This window comes from Chitinophaga ginsengisoli (assembly GCF_003014595.1).
Lineage (GTDB): Bacteria > Bacteroidota > Bacteroidia > Chitinophagales > Chitinophagaceae > Chitinophaga > Chitinophaga ginsengisoli.
Genome location: NZ_PYGK01000001.1, coordinates 883,714 through 905,982 on the forward strand (window position 1 = coordinate 883,714; position 22,269 = coordinate 905,982).

The following is a 22,269-nucleotide window of genomic DNA, read 5'->3' on the forward strand; positions in this document are numbered from 1 at the left end:
AAAGGGTTTTGGCCTCCGGATCAGCGTTTTTTCGTTATATTGCTTCCCCATAATTCATTGTTCATGCTGATCAATTATCTGTATATCCAGAACTTTAAAGGATTTGAGCAGAAGGAGATTTCTTTTAACCCGGGATTCACAGTTGTTATAGGAGATAATAGTTTAGGGAAGTCTTCCTTATTACATGCGCTACAGGTAGCGCTGGGAGCTTACCTGCAATGTTTACCGATACCTGCGTCGGCGGTTTACAGACGTCAGTTCCGGCAACAGGAGGTATTTGTCAAATGGAATGACGCTGATCGGGGATATAGTGCAAATGAACAGGAGACACTGATTAGAGTGTTTTCACAGTTTAATAATGATCAGATTGAATGGTCGAGGGTGATGTTGGCAAACGGAATGACAAGCCATAGCAGAAAGCATGTCGGGGAGTTAATGGATGCTGTTTCTGGACTGTTGAAAGAAAGAAAACAAACCAGCGGAGCGGTTCTACCAGTTGTAGCAAGTTTTGGAACTGAACGGACAATGGCGCAACAGCGGAAGGGGAAAAGAGCACAGGAACGCAGGAGCCGCATGGAAAAGGGTTATCTGGCTGCACTTTCGGACAAAGTGGATTTTGAAGGAGTGATAGAATGGTTATATAATTATGATAATGAGTTGAAGTATGACCGTGAGTTTGCAGGGACGAAAGAAGCTGTATTCGAAGCTATTGCTATAGCTATTCCATATCTGGAAGATATTGGGTTCAATACTCATTACAGAGAATTGGAAGCGGTTGTTAAAATTGATGATAAAGATTTCGGCAGGAAGACTCATTCTAATATGAGTGATGGGTTGATTGCCATGTTAAACCTTGTTGCTGAATTAGCTTTCCGGTGTGTTATCCTGAATGGGTATTTAGGGAGTGACGCGGTTATTCAGACTAAGGGAGTTGTGTTGATAGATGAACTGGATATGCATTTACATCCTAACTGGCAGCGGCATGTGATCAGGGATCTTAAACAGGCATTTCCGAATATTCAGTTTATTGTTACTACGCACTCGGCGTTTATTGTGCAAAGTATACGCTCGGAAGAGTTGATCATCATTGATGATGAAATACAAAAAGGAAGTGATCCGTTCAGGAAAACAATTGAGGCTGTTGCTGCGGAAGAAATGGGGGTAGAGAATGTGCCGAGAAGCATTGAGTTTTTAAAGATGCAGGAAGTTGCACAGGAATATTTTGAGTTAATACAGGCGGGAAAGACAAGTGATAATGATGAACGCGTAAGTCAATTGAGGGAGCAATTAAATGAATTAGAGGAGAGATTCGGAGAAGATCCAGCATTTGTCGCATCATTAAAGATTGAAAGAAAAGCTAAAGGTTTATGAGACCTGTTGAAAAGTTTGAATGGCCCCAAATTAATGGCAGGAATAAGGTTTATAAACAACATAGTCTTGCCAGAGTTGACCTTGAAAATAATCTCGGATATTATTGCAGCTACTGTGAAGTGTTTAGTGCTGACCTGGAGGTGGAACATGTTATTTCCCGGCATCAGGATCCAACGTTAAAATGTAGTTGGGATAATTTTCTACTGGCATGTGGCAGATGCAATGGACGAGATAATAAGGCCGCTAAGCCAGTTAATATAAATGCGATGCATTTTCCTCATAGGAACAATACTTTCCTCTCTTTCACCTATCAGGAGGGCGGGTATATTAGTGTTAATCCGTTGCTGGAAGGTACGTCTACGATGGCAGCGGAGGCAATGCTCAACCTCGTTGGTCTGGACAAATTTCCCGGCAATACCAAATACGTGAGACATAATGCAAATGATACACGATGGAACCACAGAAGGGTAGCCTGGGCGCTGGCGGTCAAATACCTGCCGGACTTTGAATCGGGAAGGCTAAAGGCTGAGGATATTGTGTCATTTGCCAGACAGAGAGGTTTTTTCTCTGTCTGGTATGCGGTCTATCATCAACACAAGGCTGTAAGGGAATTACTGATTCAGTCCTTCCCCGGAACAGCTGTCAGTTGTTTTGATGCCGTTGATTATAGTCCCGTGCCCCGTAATCCGGAAAATACAGAAGACCCGGTATAGTTTGTTCTTGCTGAAACCGGACATCCCTGTATCAAAACCGGACACTTACCTTGCTGAATTTTGTATTAAATAATTGATAATCAATAATGTGTTGACATGGCATTCTTTTAGGGTCATAGCCACATGAGTTACCAAATACGGACAGCAATTGCTATTTTTAGTCTGTTATTTGTCACTCCAAAATTGATCCTTCTATGAAACTGATTGTCACGGTATTTCTTGTCCTTTCATTTTTCACCACCTCTGCACAGGTGATCATAAAAGATTCTATATATTCCAATGTATTGAAAGAACAAAGGAAGATAGAAGTGGTGATGCCGGATAAATACAAACCAGGTGAAAGATTTGAAGTGACCTATGTAACGGATGGAGAGTGGAACACTAAGATAGTAGCGCAATTACAACGCTTCGCGGAGATCCAGTTCATGCCGCCGAACATTATTGTGAGCCTGCCGAATACTTATGTAGGCAAAGACAACTATCGCGTCAGAGACTTTACTCCTTACAATATCCCGGATAATAAATTAACCGGGGGAGCGGATAATTTTCTGTCGTTCCTGAAAACTGAACTAATCCCGTATATAGAAAAGAAGTATCCTACCAAAGGATATAGAACATATCATGGTGGCTCATTGGGGGGCGTATTTGGTCTCTATGCCTTTTTTAAAGAACCTCAGTTATTCCAGTCTTATTTACTGGCTGATCCTGCTTTCTGGTGGGGAAATGGTTTCCTGATGAAAATGGCAGCGGATAGTTTACCATCCCTGCCTAATCCAGATAGAACATTATTGTTAACCGGAAGAGAAGGGCAGGCGTTTAAGGAAATGGGGATCAAAGACATGGATTCCATCTTCCGCGCGAAGGCACCAGCAGCATTACATTGGAAGACGTTGGTATATAGCGGGGAAACGCATAATTCCATGATCTTTAAAACAGTGTATGATGGATTGAAGTATACATACAACGGGTACATGACCAAGGAACTCAACTATCATCCAATGTCGGGTATTATCCTGAAAGACAAGCCTTTTAACCTGTATTGCTTTCCCGAAGAGCATCTGGACGTGCATTATACAACAGATGGAACAGAACCTACAGCGGCATCACCAAAGTTAACAGCGGGAGAATCGAAAATTACCGTGCCTGTACAACTGACTGTAAAAGTAATGGCTGCAAGGGATGGATATGCACGAACAAAGAAAGGCACTTTTATAATAGGAGAGATGTGGCATGGAACAGATAAACCAAGAAAGATGTTACAGGGAGGACTTGATACCTTGCATGGACAGATTACTGGTTTGATAGAACTGAAAGAACCCGGGTATTATATTTTTGGTATAGAGCCAGGGACGAATGCTACAGTATCACTGAATAAGCAGGTATTGATCGATTATAAAGTAAAAGGGGACGATGATGATCTTCAGTCTTATATCGTACCGTTGGACAAAGGTTTTTACCAATTGGACATGACTTATGACACAGCGAATATACCCAAGCTGATATATTTAGCACCCGGAAAGCAGGAGGCAGTGGCCATTCCTGCGGACCTGCAATATCATATCGGAAAAGCAACTGCAAAAAAATAACAAAATGTTTAAGAGTTATCTGAAAGCAACGCTGCGTAATCTTTGGAAAAATAAGACCTACAGTTTCCTGAATATATTCGGACTGGCAATAGGGATTGTTTGTGCAGGTGTGATCTTTTTATGGGTGGAAGATGAAGTTAATTTTGACAGCACCTATGCGAAGAGGGACAAGTTGTATTCTTTGCAGGCGAACTGGGATTATGAGGGAAGTATCCGTACGTTCTCCTCTACACCGGGACTGACGGGACCAGCAATAAAGGAAGAGATTCCAGGTATTGCAAATACTTGCCGTATGACAGATTTTGCATCTTCTTTGCTGTTCAATATAGGGGAGAAGGCTGTTTATGCAAGCGGCAGATATACAGAACCTTCGCTTTTTGATATGTTCACTTTACCTTTTGTGGAGGGGAATGCAAGCACTGCGTTTAAAGACCTTGATGCAATGGTGATCACACAAAAGACTGCGAAGAAGTTTTTTGGAGAGGATAAAAACATCATAGGCAGAAGGGTAAAAGTGGATAATAAACAGGAATATGTAATCACCGGAGTGGTGAAAAACCTGCCTGAAAACTCAACATTGCAGTTCGAATGGGTAGCTCCCTTCGAGGTTTATTTTCAACAGAGAAAAGAAGCGTTATCCGACTGGTTGAGCAATTCTCCTTATACCTATGTAGAGCTAGCGCCTAATGCAGATCCGGCAGCGATTGATAAAAAGCTATACAATTTCATCCAGCAAAAAAATCCCAGAGCGATCAATCACCTGTTCCTGTTCAATATGAACGATTGGCGCTTGCATGGGAATTTTGAAAATGGGAAACAGGTGGGAGGGCGTATCACCTATGTCCGTATGTTCTCCCTGATTGCATGGATCATTCTGCTTATAGCCTGTATCAATTTTATGAACCTGGCTACTGCCCGCAGTGAAAAGCGGGCGCGTGAAGTAGGTGTACGTAAAGTGATGGGCGCTGGCAAGCAGGGGCTAATGGCACAGTTTATAGGAGAAGCTTTGTTGATGGCAACATTTAGCTGTGTACTGGCAGTAGTGATTATATGGATGGTATTGCCGTTGGCAAATGCGCTGATGGGAAAGAACCTGACATTAGGATTGCAGAACCCCCTACATATACTGGCATTGATAGTGATCACACTCGTTTGTGGGTTGGTGGCAGGAAGTTACCCTTCCTTTTACCTTTCTTCGTTTAATGCGGTGGCAGTGCTGAAAGGCTTGAAAACAAAAGCAGGAGGGGCTGCATTTATCAGGAAAGGGTTGGTGGTGTTACAGTTTTCAATATCCATTGTACTCATCATTTGTACCGTGATCATCTATCAACAGCTGCAACATGTGAAAAGCAGAGATCTGGGCTTCAATAAAGAGCATTTATTGAGCATAAACCTGAAAGCAAACATGCTGAATAATTTCAGCTCTATTAAGCAGGACCTGTTGAATACAGGGATGGTGGAGAATGTAGCGCTGTCTGATCATCCTACTATCTATGGCGGTAATAACACCGGTGCATTAAAATGGCAGGGTAAACCGGAGAATAGTGATATACTGATCTCTACCCGACTGGCGAGTTCCGGGTTTATTCCTACTATGGGTATGCAGTTTCTGGAAGGTAGGGATTTTAACGCAGCGAACACGGATTCACAGAGTGTTATTATCACGTCTTCCCTGGCGAAAATGATGGGAGCAGGAAGTGCATTGGGGAAGAAGATTGAGGCACCGACTAATGGCCCGGCACTTTTCCTGACAGTTGTAGGAGTGGTGAAAGATTATGTGTATGGTGACATGTATGCCTCACCAGATCCTGTTATGTTCTATAACATCACACAGTTTGGGAACATTATGTATCTGCGTTTAAAAGCGACTGCTGATCCTGTAAAAGCTGTGGCGGCTATTGAAAAAGTAATAACCAAAGCTAACCCCGGTTATCCGTTTGAATATACTTTCGTTGACGATCAGTTCAATGACCTGTTCCAGGGAGAAATGCTGGTAAACAGGTTGTCGCGCGCATTTGCAGGACTGGCTATCATCATTTCGTGTTTAGGTTTATTTGGTCTGGCAGCCTATACGGCTGAACGCAGGACAAAAGAGATTGGTATCAGAAAAGTATTGGGCGCCAGTGTAGCAGGTATAACTGGTTTGTTATCGAAGGATTTCCTGCAACTGGTGCTTATATCCTGTGGAGTGGCTTTCCCGCTGGCATGGTGGGCAATGTCTTCCTGGCTGCAGCAGTATGCTTACCGGGTGAGTATCCACTGGTGGGTATTCCTGCTGGCAGGTATCGCAGCGGTGATCATATCATTGATCACGATCAGTTTCCAGTCTGTAAGGGCCGCATTAGCGAATCCTGTAAAAAGCCTTAAGGCGGAATAGACAGCGGTATCGTATTTTGCAGCCCAAATGAAAGTAGACTTTTTGATCATAGGGCAGGGCATTGCAGGTACCGTGTTGAGTTACACTTTGATGCAGGCAGGACAGTCTGTACTGGTCATGGACGAATATAAGCCCAATAGCGCGTCGCGGGTGGCGGCAGGAGTGATCAATCCTGTTTCCGGTCGCCGGTTCACTGTAGCCTGGCAATATGACCAGATCTACCCTGTGGCCATGCAGGTATATAAAGAGCTGGAACAGCTGCTTGGTGTACAGGTATTCAAGCCCAGGGATATTTATAATGTATTACCCTCCGAGCAGTTGAGAGAAGCTTTTATGGAGCGCACCACGGGATTGTCCTATATGGAAGACCCGTCGGAGGAGAGGGTGAGTGCCTACGATCAATGGCTGGACCAGCCCCATGGCGCCGCTATTGTAAAAGGTGCTACTGTATTGTTACATAATCTCTTACCTGCCTGGAGAAGCTATCTGAAAAGTCATAACAGCCTGCGGGAGGAAAGACTGGAGCTCTCCGGTCTTGCGGTCAGCCCCGAAGGCGTGAAATATGCTGACATCAGTGCCCGTTACCTGATCTTTTGTGAGGGCGCCGCTATTGTGAATAACCCCTGGTTCAATTACATCCCATTCCTGTTAAATAAAGGGGAGGTACTACAAGTACAGATCCCTGGGTTCTCTACACCTGATATTATTAAAAGGAGCGTATCGCTTGTGCCACAGACTTTAGATACCTATTGGGTAGGGGCAACATTTGCCTGGGATTATCCGGATGAAGCTGCTACACAGGAGAAGCGGGAAATCCTGGAAAAAGGCCTGCAGCAATTACTGAAGGTTCCTTACCAGGTGCTGGAGCAGCTGGCGGCTGTACGGCCTTCAGGGACAGATCGCCGTCCTATAATGGGATTACACCCCCAATACTCCTCTCTGGGCATATTTAACGGCCTGGGGACCAAAGGGACGTCCCTGGCTCCCGCTATGGCGGCCGAATTTGCCGCTCATGTACTCCGCAATGAGCCACTGCAGGCTGATACAGATATTAAACGCTTTTTTAACAGGTACAGGGGGTAGAAATGCAGGCGGCAAAATGTATCTTTGCCGACCGTTTGGGCCTCGACCCCGGAGAACACAAAGTTGAACTTTATAATATAAGTATATGTACAGAACGCACACTTGCGGCGAACTACGGCTGGAACACAAAGGCACACAGGTATCATTGTCTGGTTGGATCCAGGCAGTCAGGAAATTCGGAAGTATCACATTCGTGGATCTGCGCGACCGTTATGGTGTTACGCAGCTTCTGTTTGGAGAGTCTTTGAATCAGCAGTTGGATAATCAGCCGCTGGGTCGTGAGTTCGTTATACAGGTATCGGGTACTGTAACCGAACGTTCTAATAAGAACCCAAATATCCCTACCGGTGATATTGAAATCACTGTTGGGGAGTTTACCATATTAAACAGCGCTAAAACGCCTCCTTTCACCATCCAGGACGACACGGATGGTGGTGACGAGCTGCGTATGAAATACCGGTATCTTGACCTGCGCCGTAACATCGTGAAGCAGAACCTGGAACTGCGCTACCGCGTGAACAGGGCTGCCCGTAACTACCTGGATAGCAGGGGCTTCATGGATATTGAAACGCCGTTCCTCATTAAGTCCACTCCGGAAGGTGCCCGCGACTTTGTGGTGCCCAGTCGTATGAATGCTAATGAGTTCTATGCGTTACCTCAGTCTCCGCAAACCTTCAAGCAGCTGCTGATGGTGAGTGGTTACGACAGGTATTACCAGATCGTAAAATGCTTCCGTGATGAGGATCTTCGTGCTGACCGTCAGCCGGAATTTACCCAGATAGACTGTGAAATGAGTTTTGTGGAGCAGGAAGACATCCTGAATAACTTCGAGGATATGCTGAAGCATATCTTCCAGGAGATCAAAGGCATCACTTTTGAGGGTCAATTCCCTCGTATGACCTGGGATGACGCTATGGAGTTCTATGGCAACGATAAGCCGGATATCCGTTTTGAAATGAAGCTGGTGAACCTGAATGGTACTGTGAAGGGCAATAACTTTAAAGTATTTGACGAGGCTGAACTGGTAGTAGCCATCTGTGCAAAAGGTTGTGCAGACTATACCCGTAAGCAACTGGATGAGCTGACTGAATGGGTAAAACGTCCGCAGATAGGCATGAGCGGTCTCATTTATGCCAGATATAATACTGATGGAACAATAAAAAGCTCTGTTGATAAGTTCTTTGATGAAGAGAAACTGAAAGGCTGGGCCGAAAAATGTGAGGCACAACCGGGCGACCTGATCCTGGTACTGGCAGGTAAAGAAGAGCGTACCCGTAAGGCAATGAGCGAGTTACGACTGGAAATGGGTGAGCGTCTGGGCCTGAGAGACAAGAATGTATTTAAACCATTGTGGGTGATCGATTTCCCGCTGTTTGAGTATGCAGAGGAGGAAAACCGTTGGGTAGCCCGTCACCATCCTTTTACTTCACCAAAACCTGAACACATCAGCTGGATGGCTGATCTGTCCAAATATGCAGACATCAAGGCAAATGCATACGATATAGTGCTGAATGGTACAGAAGTAGGTGGTGGATCCATTCGTATTTTCCAGCGCGACCTGCAGGAGAAAATGTTTGCAGCGCTGGGTATGACCCCGGAAGAAGCCAATCACAAATTCGGCTTCCTGCTGGGTGCTTTCGAATATGGAGCTCCTCCGCACGGAGGCATCGCCTTCGGCTTCGACCGCCTCTGCTCGCTGCTGGGTGGTAGTGAAACAATCCGTGATTTTATCGCCTTCCCTAAGAACAATTCCGGCCGCGACGTCATGCTGGACGCGCCTAGCGCCATTGATCAGTCTCAGCTGAATGAGCTGAAGATTGGTCTGGTAAAATAGATTGGCACGGACTTTGTTTAAATGGGTGGCAAAATAAAACTGAATCCCCCTTGATGCTGCAAAAAACGGTGTCAAGGGGGATTGGTGCAAACTAAGGAACGCATCTAATTAACAGGAATTAAGTAAAGAATAGATTAGTAAATTTTAATAAGTTATAGTCATATTGTACAAATATTTCAACTATATTGCCGGTACAAAAAAACATTCTGCCATGACATCTAAGAAAATGTTTCGCGGGGGATGGTTTTGTGCTTTGCTGGGTATACTTTTGCTTATCGGTAGTACTGCTTTTTCACAACGTTATGCCACTAACTATGTGAACAAATACAAGCCGGTTGCTATTCGCATTATGAATGAGAAAGGTATCCCTGCAAGTGTAATAATGGGTATTGCAATGCTGGAATCGGGGATGGGGACGAGTAAGAATGCAAAATTGTTGTATAACCATTTTGGGATTGTGGGACGTAACAGTCTTCATAAAAAGAATGGAGTAGCCTATCGCTCACGGTATAAAGAGTTCGCCAACGCAGAGGCTTCATTTAACTACTTTGCCAACTTGGTAACCCGCAAAAAATGGTTCCCTAAAATGAAGGGAAACGTTGAATACAAACTCTGGCTCAAACACATGAACACTGCGGGGTATTCCTCTGCAGGACATGAGTGGGTGAAAAGAGTAACTAGCATGATTAATCGCTATAAATTATACAAACTGGATGAGCAAATGGCATATACCGGCAGTTAATTTATAGTCTGTAGTTTTATACGAACAAATCAGATTTAGCAATTATGTCCGGCAAAAACAAATCTGCCTATCCCTTTTACATTATTGCGGGGACTCTAATATGCCTGGTGGCACTGTCACTGGTAAAAAACAGCTTCTCCTTCAATGATTTTACCACCCGACCCCTGGATCTTTTAGCTGATGTAAGAAAAGATGCCCCGGTTGCCCCTGAAGATATCAATAATGACAGCACCCTGATAGCAGGTGATTCACCTGAAGATACTTCCAACACCGTTGCCGCTGATTCCCTTGGCGCGAATGTACCGGCAATACCAGATCCGGATCACTTACATGATTTTGCTACTTACGCAGGCATCATGAATTACCTGCCTCCCACTGGTGCTGACACCACTGTCAAAGCTGGGCTGCAGCATTTTCTCCTGGCGCTGGATGAGCTGAAAGCGAAGAAAAGAAGGAAAGTGCGTATTGCCTACTTTGGTGATTCCATGATAGAAGGAGACCTGATCACAGCAGATCTTCGGGACAGCCTGCAACGTTTATTTGGGGGAGAAGGTGTAGGTTTTGTTCCTGTTACTTCTGTAGTGGCCGGATTCCGGACTACGATCACACATACTTTTTCAAAGGATTGGAAAGACTACAGCTACAAACAGTTACCGCCTTCCAATCTTTACCTGGGTATTTCAGGCCATACTTTTGTACCGGGTGAATCCAGCTGGATCAGGTATCAGCCTGTTAAAAAACGTGGCCAGGACAGGTTTACACAGGTGAGCGTGTTGTATGGTCCTGTATCTTCCGGCAATATTTCCGTGAATGATAAAGCATATGCGCTTTCTGGTAATCGTGCCGTCAATAAGCTCTCCCTTCAGATGGACTCTGCCAGGCAGGTCATGATTAAGTGGGCTGGTGGTGCGGCAGCGCCATTTTATGGCGTGTGTTTTGAAGGAGATAGTGGTGTGTATGTAGATAACTATTCTTTCCGTGGTATTAGCGGAATAGAGCTCGGTAAATTATCCGGGCAGCTGTTACAGCAGATGCAGTCTGAACATCCCTATGATCTGATCGTATTGCATTATGGCGCAAATGTGTTGTGGAAGCCTGAGCTGACAGACTATAAATGGTATGGAAGTCCGATGAAAAAGGTGCTGGACTCCCTGCGTAATGATTTGCCAAATGCCTCATTTCTCGTAATAAGTACAGCCGATAAATCATACAAGAAAAGTGGAAATTATATCACCGCACCGGGTGTAACCGCGCTGCTGAAGGTGCAGCATGAACTGGCCAAAGCACATGGCGCTGCCTACTGGAACCTGTATGCAGCAATGGGAGGAGAGAACTCTATGACCCGTTGGGTAGAGGGTGATCCGGCGCTGGCGAATAAGGACTACACTCATTTTAACAGACAGGGAGCGGCCAGAGTGGGAGCGCTGCTGTATAAAGCGATGATGGATGAATATAAGCAGTTGGAACACGAGTAAGAAAGGGATTATCAGTTTATTTACGGGCGTATTGACCACGATCAGCAGTATTGCTGTGGGTCAAAACGGCATAGCACAGGACACGGCATTGTACCGTTTCTTTGGCGCCCTTCGTAAATCTGATAGTAACGTTATCTCCGTTTTACACCTGGGAGATTCTCACATACAGGCGGGTTTTTTTCCATTCACAACGGCCTTCTTCCTGCAACAGGATTTCGGAAGTGCTGGCAGAGGATGGGTATTCCCGTATAATCTCGCTAACACAAATGGTCCTTCAGACTATCGCTGGAACAGTACCGGCAGATGGGATGTGGACAGGATCATTGACAGGAATAAATCTACAGAGGTACTGGGACCGGGAGCCATAGTGCTCACCTCCAGGAATGATGCGCCTACACTCGCATTTAATGGCCGGCAGGATGATGAGCGGATGGATAACAATGTGCGCCAGGCGGAATTATTTTACGATCCTGGTACTGACGATTCTACCATCAGTGTGCCGGGTGCCGGAGTGGATATTTCTCATGCACCCTTCGAAGGAGGTAATCCTACTTTGAGAAAGGCATCGCTGACATTTGCGGCGCCCGTTCAGAGCTTCCAGGTGAGATGGGACAGGCAGAATGCGCAACCTTTCCGGTTTTATGGCGCCTTGTTGCAAAACGGAGAAAACGGGATACTATACAGCGCCGTAGGTATCAATGGCGCCATGTATCAGCATTACAATGAGAACAACAGTACATTGATAGCAGAAATGGAAGTGATGCAACCGCAGCTGGTGATCATTTCCCTTGGCACGAATGAAGCATACGGTAGTCTCAATGCGTCGGCATTCCGCACACAGATCGATGAGGCGGTGATGATGGTCAGGAAGTATCAGCCGAAGGCGTCTATCGTACTAACAACGCCGCCGGAATGTAAACGAGTGAGTAAACGGCCGTACAGAAGAAAAGTGGGGAAGAAATACAAAACCTATTACCGTGTAGCATATTATCCTAATCCTTACATAGCCGTTGTGACCCAGCAGATCATGAGTTACTGCCGGGAGAATGGGATAGCCTGCTGGAATTTTAATGGTGTGAACAAGGCCATGGCAAAAAATTTTGCCAGCGGATGGTCCGGAGATCATATCCATTTCAATGCAAGAGGCTACCAGTTACAGGGAAAACTGTTATATGAGGCACTGCGTAATAGCTATGACAAATTTTTAAAAGTAGAAAAGACCCATAAAAACCTAGCCGAATGATCGACGTGAATAAGCTGCTGGAGATCTTACTATACCAGAAAGACGATCCTATACTGTTCAACAGCGCTTTTTTCTTTTATTTCTTTGCCATCTTCCTGCTATGCTATCTGGCGGTAGGCCGGAGTAAAGAGGGAAGGGTATGGGTATTTACTATCTTCTCACTTTACTTTTTCTACAAGGCCTGCGGTATGTATGTAGGACTGGTTATTCTTTCGGCTATCGTCGATTTTAACCTGTCGAGGTACATCTATGATTCGGAGAGCAAAAGGCAGCAGAAAGGATTGCTGATCATCAGTATTGTTCTTAACCTGGGACTGCTGTTCTTCTTTAAATACACTGATTTCTTCATCGGGATCATCAATGACCTGCACCTGGGCAAGGTAGAGCCGTTAAAACTGCTCCTGCCCATCGGTATTTCGTTCTATACTTTCGAGAACCTCAGCTATACCATTGATGTGTACAGGCGGGAAATAAAGCCGGTAGACAATTTTATGGACTACCTGTTCTTCCTGTCTTTCTTTCCCAAGCTGATGATGGGGCCTATTGTGAGGGCTGCCGACTTCATTCCGCAGATCTCCCAGCCGTATGTGCTTGATGCAGAAGATATAGGCAAAGGCATGTACCTGATCATAGGGGGCTTGTTCAAGAAAGTCGTTATTTCTGACTTCATTAACCAGAACTTCGTTCAATATATTTTTGATGATCCATCCAAACACACGGGGCTGGAATGCCTGTTGGGTGTGTACGGCTATGCCCTGATCATTTACTGTGACTTCTCCGGTTATTCAGATATGGCGCTGGGCATTGCCCGGTGGACCGGTTTTAAGATCCCTCCAAACTTTGACTCTCCTTACCAGAGCTCCAGTATCACAGAATTCTGGCGCCGCTGGCATATTTCGCTTTCCTCCTGGTTGAGGGATTACCTGTACATCCCATTGGGAGGTAACCGTAAAGGCAAGGTGCGCCAGTATATCAACCTGGGGCTGACCATGCTGATAGGTGGTTTCTGGCATGGCGCCAGTTGGAATTTCATCTTCTGGGGTGCTATGCATGGTAGTGCGCTGGCTGTGGATAAAGTAAGGCTGGACTGGCTGAAGAAACGTGGCGGTGGTGTAACCGGCTGGGCCGGTACATTGCTGAAAATAGGGGGGATACTGCTCACTTTCCATTTTGTATGTTTCTGCTGGGTATTCTTTAAGGCAACTACTTTCCAGGATTCCTGGGCACTGCTGCATCAGGTAGTATACGACTTCCAGCCTGGGGTATGGCTGGAACTGTATAATGGGTATACAGCGGTATTCTGGGTGATGCTGTTGGGGTTTGTCCTGCATTTCCTGCCCAAACGTACCGAACAGTTTACAGAGCATGCTTTGTCCCGTGTTCCGGTGGTGGGTAGCGTAGTGATCATGGTGGTATTCATCTGGCTGTTAGTGCAGGTGAAATCGTCTCAGCCGATGATGCCTATTTACTTGCAGTTTTAGGGTGTTATCTTTTTGTTATCATTTTCTTTTTCCGTTGTTTTGCGCAAAATCTCGTGAATGCGACTTAAACATATGGCAATCGTCTGCTTGCCTTTGTTATTTTCCGGTATTGCCAAAGCACAGTTTCTGATGGACATGATAGATACCACTACCAGTGTAGGGAAGGGTATGTTCTCGTTGTATCAGAAGTATGACGCTGTACGTTTCAGCGGATATATTCAACCTCAGTTTCAGTATGCCTCCTCAAAAGGAATAAAAAGTTATGCCGGTGGCGATTTCCCGGCGGAGGTGGATAACAGGTTCACGTTGCGCCGTGGGCGCTTCCGTCTCGATTATGCCCGGTATGACGAAGACCATATGCCTGTAGTACAATTTGCTTTCCAGTTTGATGGTACGGAGAGAGGGGTATTTATCCGCGATTTCTTTGGCCGTATTTTCGAGAATAAGTGGGATGTCTTCTCCCTGACGGCGGGAATGTTTGCCCGTCCGATCAGTTATGAAGTTAACCTCTCTTCATCCGACCGTGAAACGCCTGAACGTGGGCGTATGTCGCAGATCCTGATGAAGACGGAACGTGATATAGGCGCCATGGTCACTTTTGAACCCCGTCGTCCCAATCATCCTTTAAAGTTCCTGAAGATAGATGCCGGTCTGTTTAACGGACAGGGATTGACTGCTACCAGTGATTTTGACAGCCATAAAGACTTTATTACCCGGGTAGCCGTAAAACCTATCAAGCTGAACAGCAGGAACTGGCGTTTGTCGGGAGCTGTGTCTATGCTGTATGGTGGAATGGAGCAGTTCACCCGGTATATTTATAAAATGGGTTATAGTGCGGGTATGCCTGCCTACCATGTTGATTCCTCTCTGACTAATCAGGGGAAGATCGCCCCCCGTCACTATTACGGAGCAGATGTTCAGTTCAGGATTCCTAACGGAAATAATAAGGGCGCTACGGAGATCCGGTTGGAGTACCTGCGTGGTACACAGACCGCCACAGCATCTACTACTGAAACACCTGGAACGATACCTGTGAACGGAAGTGTGAATGCGCCTTTGTACATCAGGAAGTTTGATGGCGCTTATCTGTATTTGTTACAGAACCTTGGCAATCCAATGAACCTGATTGTGTTGAAATATGACTGGTACGATCCCAATAAAAGAGTAAAAGGAAAGGAAATCGGTGCTGTGAATGGAGGAATGACCCCGGCAGACATCCGATATAATACCCTGGGTTGCGGGTTTGTGCATTATTTCAATTCGAATATGAAGGTGATGTTGTACTACGATCTGGTTAAAAATGAATCTACATCCCTTGAAGGGTATGAGAAGGACCTGCCGGACAATGTATTCACCTGCAGGCTCCAATACCGTTTTTAAAGCTTATTCACCAGATTCCAGGGTAAAGCCGAAGGTAGAACCTATCTCCGGTTTGCTACGGATATTGATGGTCTGACCATGTGCTTCCACGATGTGTTTTACGATCGCCAGTCCAAGACCTGTACCGCCTATATCCCGGCTACGGGCTCTGTCGGTGCGGTAAAAGCGTTCAAATACACGAGGCAGATGTTCTTCTGCGATACCGATACCATCATCTGAGATTTCGATCAGTACGCGTTTGTCATCCATGATGTAGATACTGGCTACAGTATGTCCGTCAGGACGGCCGTATTTGATGGAGTTGTCTACGAGATTGATCAGCACCTGTCTTACCTTCTCCTTGTCAGCCAATACATGAATAGGTGCTTCACAGCCTTTCTTCACACTGAATTTGATACCCTTGGTATTGGCTTTAAGAGACAGGGTGTCAAAGACATCCCTGATAAGGTCCTGGATGACGAAATTCTCACCGTTAATGGTCATTTCCCCGCTTTCCAGCTTGGATATTTCGTCCAGGTCGTCGATCAGGCGGCAAAGCCTGTCAATGTTCTTGGTGGCATTTTTCAGGAAGATCTTGTTGACGTTTGGATCTTCCAGGGCCCCATCTAGCAGGGTGTGAATATATCCCTGTACAGCAAAGATGGGCGTTTTCAGTTCGTGGCTGAGGTTCAGCAGGAATTCCTTCCTGAACTCTTCATTACGGCGCAGCATGTCCAGCTCTTCCTTCTTCTGGCTGGCCCATTTTTCCACATCTTCACTCACCTCTTCAATGGTTTTCAGAGGCAGGATGTTCTTATTGAAGAACTCTTCCCGTTTAGAAGCCTTGGTCTGGTAGATGAATTTGTAAATGAGTTTTATTTTCCTGTAAATGAAGTTTTGCAACGTATACAGATACAGGTAATACGACACCAGGAAGGTGAGTACAAATGCTGTCAGCACTATTTTCCAGTTAGCATTTATCACGAGGGTGCCCAGTGTAATAATAACTGAAAGTATGAGGGCAGTAAATCCTGCCAGTTTTTGTGGAGAAAGATTCTTGGCTTTAAACATACTCCATAATGAGTAATCGTTATAATAGCGGGAAATTAAACCAAATTTTTCACTTGACATAACACACAAAGCTCGATCCGCAATACCCGGTTGCGTATCTCTGAGTAGAAGAAATAACGGTTAGACGGTAAGTAAGTGAGCTGGTGCAGTTTACATCTCGAACTTGTAGCCCACGCCTTTCACTGTTGTAATGAGGTCAATACCTATTTTCTGGCGTATTTTGCGGATGTGCACGTCGATAGTACGATCGCCGACAATCACTTCTGTACCCCACACCTGGTTCAGTATCTCATTGCGGAGAAATACACGGCCAGGTTTTGATGCCAGCAGCTGTAGCAGTTCGAACTCTTTTTTCGCCAGGATGATCTCCTGGCCTTTGTATGTTACAGTGAATTTTTCTCGGTCGATGATCAGATCGCCCAGTTGCACCTGCATATCTTCAGGTTTGTGCAGGCGGCGGAAAAGTGCATTGATACGGCTTACCAGCAATTTTGGTTTGATCGGTTTTGCGATATAGTCATCGGCACCCATGTTCAAACCATCGATCTCTGATTTTTCGTCATTCAGTGCAGTGAGGAACAGCACCATGGTATCTTTAAATTCCGGGATCTTCCTGATCTCGCGACAGGTATCAATACCATTCTTATTCGGCATCATGATATCCAGCATGATAAGGTCGGGGCGGAATACCTTCGCTTTCTGAACAGCCTCACTGCCATCTTTCGCCGTGATCGTATCGTATCCGGCTGATTTAAGATTGTAGCTGATGATTTCCAGAATATCTATTTCGTCGTCCACCACCAAGATTTTACCTGCAACCGCTTGGTCTATCATATATATTGACTTTTTAAAGACGGCACAAAATTATAACGTCGTCTCCGCTATTAATGAAAAGTTAACATTATCTAATTGTTAATTCGGGCATAATGCACAACAGCAAAGGAATACCGGTTATGCAAAAATACGCTATTTTTCCTTGGGAGAGTTGATGTTATGATAGTATCATTACGCCTTATCTCCATTCGTATGTCGCTGATTATTATTGTTTCCAGCCATCCTTTTTAAGGTCTGATTCACTTCATTTAGCATTTCCAGCTGTGTTTGTTGTATCTCCATCATATCCTGCTGCTGGTGCATGATGAGATGATCTATTTTCTCATGCAGGATCCTTAGTTCCAGCTCAGATTTGAGGTTGATCATGTAATCATTTTTAGATCTCTGCCTGTCTTTTTCTTCCTGCCGGTTTTGGCTCATCATAATGACAGGCGCCTGCAACGCAGCCAGACAGGATAAAATGAGGTTCAGCAGAATAAATGGATAGGGATCAAATCCCTTATTGGTCAGCCAGTACATGTTAATGCCTATCCAGACCAGGATGAACAGCAGGAACAGCGTAATAAAGGTCCAGCTGCCTCCGAAAGAAGCTATTTTGTCAGCCAGGCGCTGTCCGAAGGTGAAACTGGCGGGATTCTCCCCAGCTTCCAGTTTATCAGTAAGCGTTTCGTGTTCTTTCAGCTTTTGCAGGACCATCTTTTCCATTTCGGTCAGTTCTCCTATTTCCCGGGCAAACAGGTGTTCCAGGTACTTTTGCCGGTATTCGTTCAGTTCGGATACAGCCAGATGGGATTTGGAAGTGATATGCGGATGCTCTTTCTGAACCAGCTCCAGGATGTTTTTGCTGACGCTTCGGCAGTGTACTTTTTCTGAACTTGGGAACGATTTTCCCGACATATCGCTAATAAAGGTTTGCATATGAAACTCACTGTTTTGGAGGCATAAAAGTACGCTAATAGGCCGGAAATGTGGAGCTGTGGTATTTTGGTAGTAAATTTGCTATACTGGCTTTAGCATGTTAGAGTAAAGCATGTTTATATTAATGAAAAGAATTATAACTATTATCTTCTTGCTGGTCTCCCTACAGGACCTGCTGTATGCACAAACGCAAAAAGTTGAAATACCTATCGGAAGAATTGGTTTCCATGACAACATTGACAAAGAACAGGCTGCTGCCCTGAAATTTGATGGTAAGGCGGACGACCTGGTACGTGTATCAGACGATCAGACCATCAATCTGCAGGTTACTGATGCGCTGATCAAACAGATAGATGACATGCAGACCCAGATTGAGCTGGATTCTGCACTGGACCATCGTTTGAAGATCAAATATCTTTCTGGCCTGTATGTAATGATTCACGACTATAATATCAAGCGTAGCTACCGCAGGATAGCGCCGGAAGAGGCGCCGGCCATGGTGCAGGCTTACCGCGAGATGATGAAGGCTGATATCAAAGGCGCCAGCATCCTGCCTTATGTGCAGAATCTGTCGTTTGACGCAGGAGAAAGGATGATAGAGCCTTTCCACGATAATCGCGGCTACAAGGAAGCCCGCGGTGTATTATTTGCCAAATATGCCTTCAGCAATCTGGAAACAGTTATGTCGCAGATAGGAAATTACCTTGAGTATCCGGCTACGGATTCTATAATAGCCGCGGTTGCCAGGAAATATCCGAACCAGGTACTGACTTATGCCACTTCCTATACGCCGGTGGCTACTGCCATTAAGAAGAACCAGGACCCGATCGTGCAGCTGATCGTCCAGATAGGTAATTCAGGACAATCCACCCTGATACTGCCTTTCATTGATGAGCTGATGGCCGGCACTACCACAGTAGAAAAGCTGTCAGCTATTGCCGATAATGAGGATTTGTATTTCAAACAACTGGTGAAAAGTGCTATCGCGTTACAAAACCGTAAAAATAACGGGGAAAACATCATTGGTCTGAAAGCGATGCTGGAAAACCTGCAGGCCCGTTCCCTGCATTATATCCGCGAGATAAATGACCTGCACGAGGAACCGGCGCCAGTACGTTTCCGCATAGTAAAAGACTTTACGCCTGAAGAGCTCTATTACCTGATCATCAATGGCCAGGAAGAACTGTACACTTCCAGTTATACCAACCACAATAATGCGGGTATCTATGACCAGATGATGGCACGTATGAAACCGCCGCGTGGGGACAGCTTACTGATGCTGGTGGAGTTCGACAGGTTCAAGAAGTTCATTGCCATGGCTGCTGGTTTCAATACATTGGATAACTTCCTGAAATCCATGGCTCCTGAGAATGCAAACTATCTCATGAAAAAGTATGTGAGTAGCCTGGAAAAAACGGAAGATCTGGAAGATGCAGTGGACGTTGCCAACTCTTTCGGCAGCATCCGTGATCCGAAATTACTGGCTTTCCTGCGGGAAGAAGTACAGAAGAATTATATCTATGTATCCCGTAAGAAAGAGAGGAGAGGAACTGTTATCTACCAATTGCTGGGAAGCCTGTTCGATACGGAAACGGATAAAGGCAGTGACTCTTCAAAAGCCAGTGAGATGGCTGCAAAGTTGCAGTTGCCTCCTATTAACTTCGTGACTTATAATGCGTTGCTGAGTGATAGTGGCATGGTGTATCAGCAGGTATTCTTTTATGGCGATAAAGACGGGCATGACTCTTACGTAAGCTTCATGAGCAATTTCCCTTCAAGTGAGTGGAAGATCAGTAAAAACAAGTACTGGACTACCATCCAGTCTATCAAGGGCAAGCCGATCACTATTTATGCCAACCTTCCGCTGGAAGAGCCGGCAGATAAAGAGGCTATCCAGAAACTGAGCGAATACCTGGATGAGAATGATATTCATCCGACTGTGTTTATTCACCGTGGTCATAGTTATCATGTGAATACGACCCTCGACAATTTGCAGAGTTCAGCTAAAATCGTAGTGCTGGGGTCCTGTGGTGGTTATCATAACCTGGCCATTGTACTGCAGAAATCGCCGGAGGCGCATATCATTTCTTCCAAACAGGTAGGAACCCGTTTCGTGAATGAACCGATCATCCGTACCCTGGACGAGACTATCCGCAGCGGTAAAAATGTAGACTGGGTACAGATGTGGGCGTCACTCGGCAAACGGTTTGCCGGAGATGCCCGTAATAAGGAGCTGTTCAGCGATTATGTACCACCCCATAAAAACCTGGGTGCTATATTTATCAAGGCCTACAAACAGATCATGAAAGAGGATAAGTAAACGAATGATGAAATAAAGAAAAAGCCCTCCGGCAATATTGCCGGAGGGCTTTTTCTTTATACTTTTGTACAGTGGAAAATACAGCGGTCAAGAAGGTTTTTGATATTAGCTTATTAAGGAGGATATTCACTTTTGCAGTTCCATACAGGCGCTCATTCTATATGTCGATGTTCCTGACGGTATTACTTGCCGTTATATCGCCTATGAGGCCATACCTGATACAGCTAACAGTAGACAAATATATAGCAGGTCAGCTGATGCAGATGCTGATCATTATTACGGTCATCCAGGTGCTGTTACTGCTGCTGGAAACAGTGATGCGTTTTTACTTCTCCTATCTCAGCAACTGGCTCGGACAGTCTGTGATAAAAGACCTCCGGGTCACTGTCTATAAGAAGATCGTACACCTTAACCTGGGATTCTTTGATAAAACAGCCATCGGAACGCTCACTACCCGTACCATCAATGATATAGAGGCCATTAATGATGTTTTCTCTGAGGGATTGATCTCCATCATCGCTGATATGTTGATGATCATCGCGATACTTGTGGTGATGTTCCTCGAAGACTGGCGGCTAACACTGATCAGCCTTTCTCCTTTTCCCATACTGATCATTGCTACTTATATTTTCAAGGAAAGCGTAAATAAGTCATTCTACCGCGTGAGGAATGCGGTATCGGCCCTGAACGCATTCGTGCAGGAACACCTGACCGGTGTAGCGATCGTACAGGCATTTACCGGTGAAAAGCGTGAATATGCCCGTTTCCGTCAGATCAACAAGGAGCACCGCACGGCTAATATAGATGCCATCTTTGCTTATTCAGTATTCTTTCCTGTTGTAGAGATCATCCTGGCGATTTCCCTGGGCCTGATGGTGTGGTGGGGCGCTAACAAGGTACTGAACTATGAGGTGACCCAGGGTGTGATGATCGCTTTTATTATGTACCTGAACATGTTGTTTCGTCCGCTGCGTATGCTGGCCGATAAGTTCAATACGCTGCAGATGGGAATGGTGGCCAGTGAGCGTGTATTCAGGATCATGGACAGTGATGATCATATTGCTGATACAGGGACAAAGGATGCTGCCACCATGAAAGGTGCGATTACTTTTGACCACGTTTACTTTGCATATAAAGATGCAGAGTATGTATTGAAGGATATTGATTTTGCTGCCCGTCCGGGTGAAACCATCGCCATAGTAGGGCATACCGGTTCCGGTAAAACGACTATCATCAGTATCCTGAACCGTTTGTATGAAATACAGAAAGGCCGGATCCTGATAGACGGTACTGATATTAGAGATTATTCTTTGTCGGCGCTCCGCAGCAAGATAGGAGTAGTATTGCAGGATGTATTCCTGTTTGCCGGTTCTGTATATGAGAATATAACACTTCGTAATCCTGCTATTACAAAAGAGCAGGTAGAACAGGCCTCCCGGTTGATAGGAATGCATGACTTCATTATGCAACTGCCAGGCGGTTATGATTACCAGGTAATGGAGCGCGGAAGCACGCTGTCGTTAGGACAGCGGCAGCTCATCTCTTTTGTTCGTGCACTGCTGTATAACCCTTCCATCCTGATCCTGGATGAGGCTACCTCCTCCGTCGATACGGAATCAGAAATGCTGATCCAGCAGGCCATAGACAAGCTTATCTCCGATCGTACATCTATCATTATTGCACACAGATTATCTACCATCAGCAAGGCCAGCAAGATCATTGTGCTGGATAAGGGTGAGATCAGGGAAATGGGAACCCATGATGAATTGCTGAAACTCGGTGGATTTTATTACAAGTTACATAGCATGCAGTTCAAGCAGACCGGGGTTATGTGAGCTAGTTTCATTACATTAGAGTAGTGA

Annotated in this window: 16 protein-coding genes; 13 read left to right on the top strand and 3 right to left on the bottom strand. The window is 45.3% G+C overall.

Translation table 11 applies throughout. The features are described 5' to 3' along the window. Window positions 1-63 precede the first annotated feature (63 nt). From CLV42_RS03760 to CLV42_RS03810, 11 genes are all read left to right on the top strand, one after another. Window positions 64-1,371 (top strand): AAA family ATPase, encoded by a 1,308-nt coding sequence (locus tag CLV42_RS03760; RefSeq protein ID WP_106600536.1) that lies wholly within the window; start codon window positions 64-66, stop codon window positions 1,369-1,371. Next, complete coding sequence (locus tag CLV42_RS03765; RefSeq protein WP_106600537.1) at window positions 1,368-2,084, top strand: HNH endonuclease; 717 nt, start codon at window positions 1,368-1,370, stop codon at window positions 2,082-2,084. The genes CLV42_RS03760 and CLV42_RS03765 overlap by 4 nt, the downstream gene beginning before the upstream one ends. 194 nt (window positions 2,085-2,278) lie before the next feature. Further along, window positions 2,279-3,670, top strand: coding sequence for an alpha/beta hydrolase-fold protein (locus CLV42_RS03770; RefSeq protein WP_106600538.1), 1,392 nt, complete (start codon window positions 2,279-2,281; stop codon window positions 3,668-3,670). Between the two features lie 4 nt (window positions 3,671-3,674). After that, window positions 3,675-6,047: an ABC transporter permease gene (locus CLV42_RS03775; protein ID WP_106600539.1), complete on the top strand. Its 2,373-nt coding sequence runs from the start codon at window positions 3,675-3,677 to the stop codon at window positions 6,045-6,047. A 27-nt stretch (window positions 6,048-6,074) separates the two neighbouring features. Then, window positions 6,075-7,130 (top strand): NAD(P)/FAD-dependent oxidoreductase, encoded by a 1,056-nt coding sequence (locus CLV42_RS03780; RefSeq protein WP_106600540.1) that lies wholly within the window; start codon window positions 6,075-6,077, stop codon window positions 7,128-7,130. Between the two features lie 85 nt (window positions 7,131-7,215). Continuing rightward, on the top strand, window positions 7,216-8,964 hold the full coding sequence (aspS, locus tag CLV42_RS03785; protein ID WP_106600541.1) for an aspartate--tRNA ligase: 1,749 nt from the start codon (window positions 7,216-7,218) through the stop codon (window positions 8,962-8,964). A 211-nt stretch (window positions 8,965-9,175) separates the two neighbouring features. Beyond that, entirely contained in the window at window positions 9,176-9,706 is a 531-nt protein-coding gene (locus CLV42_RS03790; RefSeq protein ID WP_146154301.1) for a glucosaminidase domain-containing protein, read from the top strand. Between the two features lie 44 nt (window positions 9,707-9,750). After that, the gene (locus tag CLV42_RS03795) at window positions 9,751-11,181 is read left to right on the top strand and encodes an SGNH/GDSL hydrolase family protein (RefSeq protein ID WP_106600543.1); all 1,431 of its coding nucleotides are present in this window, start codon (window positions 9,751-9,753) and stop codon (window positions 11,179-11,181) included. Continuing rightward, complete coding sequence (locus CLV42_RS03800) at window positions 11,153-12,424, top strand: GDSL-type esterase/lipase family protein (RefSeq protein ID WP_106600544.1); 1,272 nt, start codon at window positions 11,153-11,155, stop codon at window positions 12,422-12,424. The genes CLV42_RS03795 and CLV42_RS03800 overlap by 29 nt, the downstream gene beginning before the upstream one ends. Further along, window positions 12,421-13,905: an MBOAT family O-acyltransferase gene (locus tag CLV42_RS03805; protein ID WP_106600545.1), complete on the top strand. Its 1,485-nt coding sequence runs from the start codon at window positions 12,421-12,423 to the stop codon at window positions 13,903-13,905. The genes CLV42_RS03800 and CLV42_RS03805 overlap by 4 nt, the downstream gene beginning before the upstream one ends. A gap of 57 nt (window positions 13,906-13,962) precedes the next feature. Then, window positions 13,963-15,285, top strand: coding sequence for a porin (locus CLV42_RS03810; protein ID WP_245901449.1), 1,323 nt, complete (start codon window positions 13,963-13,965; stop codon window positions 15,283-15,285). Window positions 15,286-15,288: 3 nt separating this feature from the next. On the opposite strand, the gene CLV42_RS03815 is transcribed toward CLV42_RS03810, so the two are convergent. The 3 genes from CLV42_RS03815 to CLV42_RS03825 form a co-directional block, all read right to left on the bottom strand. Beyond that, window positions 15,289-16,335: a sensor histidine kinase gene (locus CLV42_RS03815; protein ID WP_170117379.1), complete on the bottom strand. Its 1,047-nt coding sequence runs from the start codon at window positions 16,333-16,335 to the stop codon at window positions 15,289-15,291. 150 nt (window positions 16,336-16,485) lie between these two features. Next, window positions 16,486-17,169, bottom strand: coding sequence for a response regulator transcription factor (locus CLV42_RS03820; RefSeq protein WP_106600547.1), 684 nt, complete (start codon window positions 17,167-17,169; stop codon window positions 16,486-16,488). Between the two features lie 171 nt (window positions 17,170-17,340). Further along, entirely contained in the window at window positions 17,341-18,087 is a 747-nt protein-coding gene (locus CLV42_RS03825) for a DUF1003 domain-containing protein (protein ID WP_106600548.1), read from the bottom strand. Window positions 18,088-18,211: 124 nt separating this feature from the next. Here CLV42_RS03825 and CLV42_RS03830 point away from each other — a divergent pair, with 124 nt between their 5' ends. Together CLV42_RS03830 and CLV42_RS03835 are read left to right on the top strand one after the other, a co-directional pair. Beyond that, the gene (locus CLV42_RS03830; RefSeq protein WP_146154302.1) at window positions 18,212-20,407 is read left to right on the top strand and encodes a hypothetical protein; all 2,196 of its coding nucleotides are present in this window, start codon (window positions 18,212-18,214) and stop codon (window positions 20,405-20,407) included. Window positions 20,408-20,568: 161 nt separating this feature from the next. Next, a complete protein-coding gene (locus CLV42_RS03835) occupies window positions 20,569-22,242 on the top strand; it encodes an ABC transporter ATP-binding protein (RefSeq protein WP_245901452.1) in 1,674 nt (557 codons plus the stop codon). Window positions 22,243-22,269: the final 27 nt, after the last annotated feature.

Bases quoted from the DNA above. Each gene is read 5' to 3' on its own strand.
- CLV42_RS03770 (WP_106600538.1), top strand. From the start codon at position 2,279: ATGAAACTGATTGTCACGGTATTTCTTGTCCTTTCATTTTTCACCACC.
- aspS (WP_106600541.1), top strand. From the start codon at position 7,216: ATGTACAGAACGCACACTTGCGGCGAACTACGGCTGGAACACAAAGGC.
- CLV42_RS03805 (WP_106600545.1), top strand. From the start codon at position 12,421: ATGATCGACGTGAATAAGCTGCTGGAGATCTTACTATACCAGAAAGAC.
- CLV42_RS03765 (WP_106600537.1), top strand. From the start codon at position 1,368: ATGAGACCTGTTGAAAAGTTTGAATGGCCCCAAATTAATGGCAGGAAT.
- CLV42_RS03790 (WP_146154301.1), top strand. From the start codon at position 9,176: ATGACATCTAAGAAAATGTTTCGCGGGGGATGGTTTTGTGCTTTGCTG.
- CLV42_RS03780 (WP_106600540.1), top strand. From the start codon at position 6,075: ATGAAAGTAGACTTTTTGATCATAGGGCAGGGCATTGCAGGTACCGTG.
- CLV42_RS03815 (WP_170117379.1), bottom strand. From the start codon at position 16,335: ATGTTTAAAGCCAAGAATCTTTCTCCACAAAAACTGGCAGGATTTACT.
- CLV42_RS03825 (WP_106600548.1), bottom strand. From the start codon at position 18,087: ATGCAAACCTTTATTAGCGATATGTCGGGAAAATCGTTCCCAAGTTCA.
- CLV42_RS03835 (WP_245901452.1), top strand. From the start codon at position 20,569: ATGTCGATGTTCCTGACGGTATTACTTGCCGTTATATCGCCTATGAGG.
- CLV42_RS03810 (WP_245901449.1), top strand. From the start codon at position 13,963: ATGCGACTTAAACATATGGCAATCGTCTGCTTGCCTTTGTTATTTTCC.
- CLV42_RS03775 (WP_106600539.1), top strand. From the start codon at position 3,675: ATGTTTAAGAGTTATCTGAAAGCAACGCTGCGTAATCTTTGGAAAAAT.
- CLV42_RS03830 (WP_146154302.1), top strand. From the start codon at position 18,212: ATGAAAAGAATTATAACTATTATCTTCTTGCTGGTCTCCCTACAGGAC.
- CLV42_RS03760 (WP_106600536.1), top strand. From the start codon at position 64: ATGCTGATCAATTATCTGTATATCCAGAACTTTAAAGGATTTGAGCAG.
- CLV42_RS03800 (WP_106600544.1), top strand. From the start codon at position 11,153: ATGAATATAAGCAGTTGGAACACGAGTAAGAAAGGGATTATCAGTTTA.
- CLV42_RS03820 (WP_106600547.1), bottom strand. From the start codon at position 17,169: ATGATAGACCAAGCGGTTGCAGGTAAAATCTTGGTGGTGGACGACGAA.
- CLV42_RS03795 (WP_106600543.1), top strand. From the start codon at position 9,751: ATGTCCGGCAAAAACAAATCTGCCTATCCCTTTTACATTATTGCGGGG.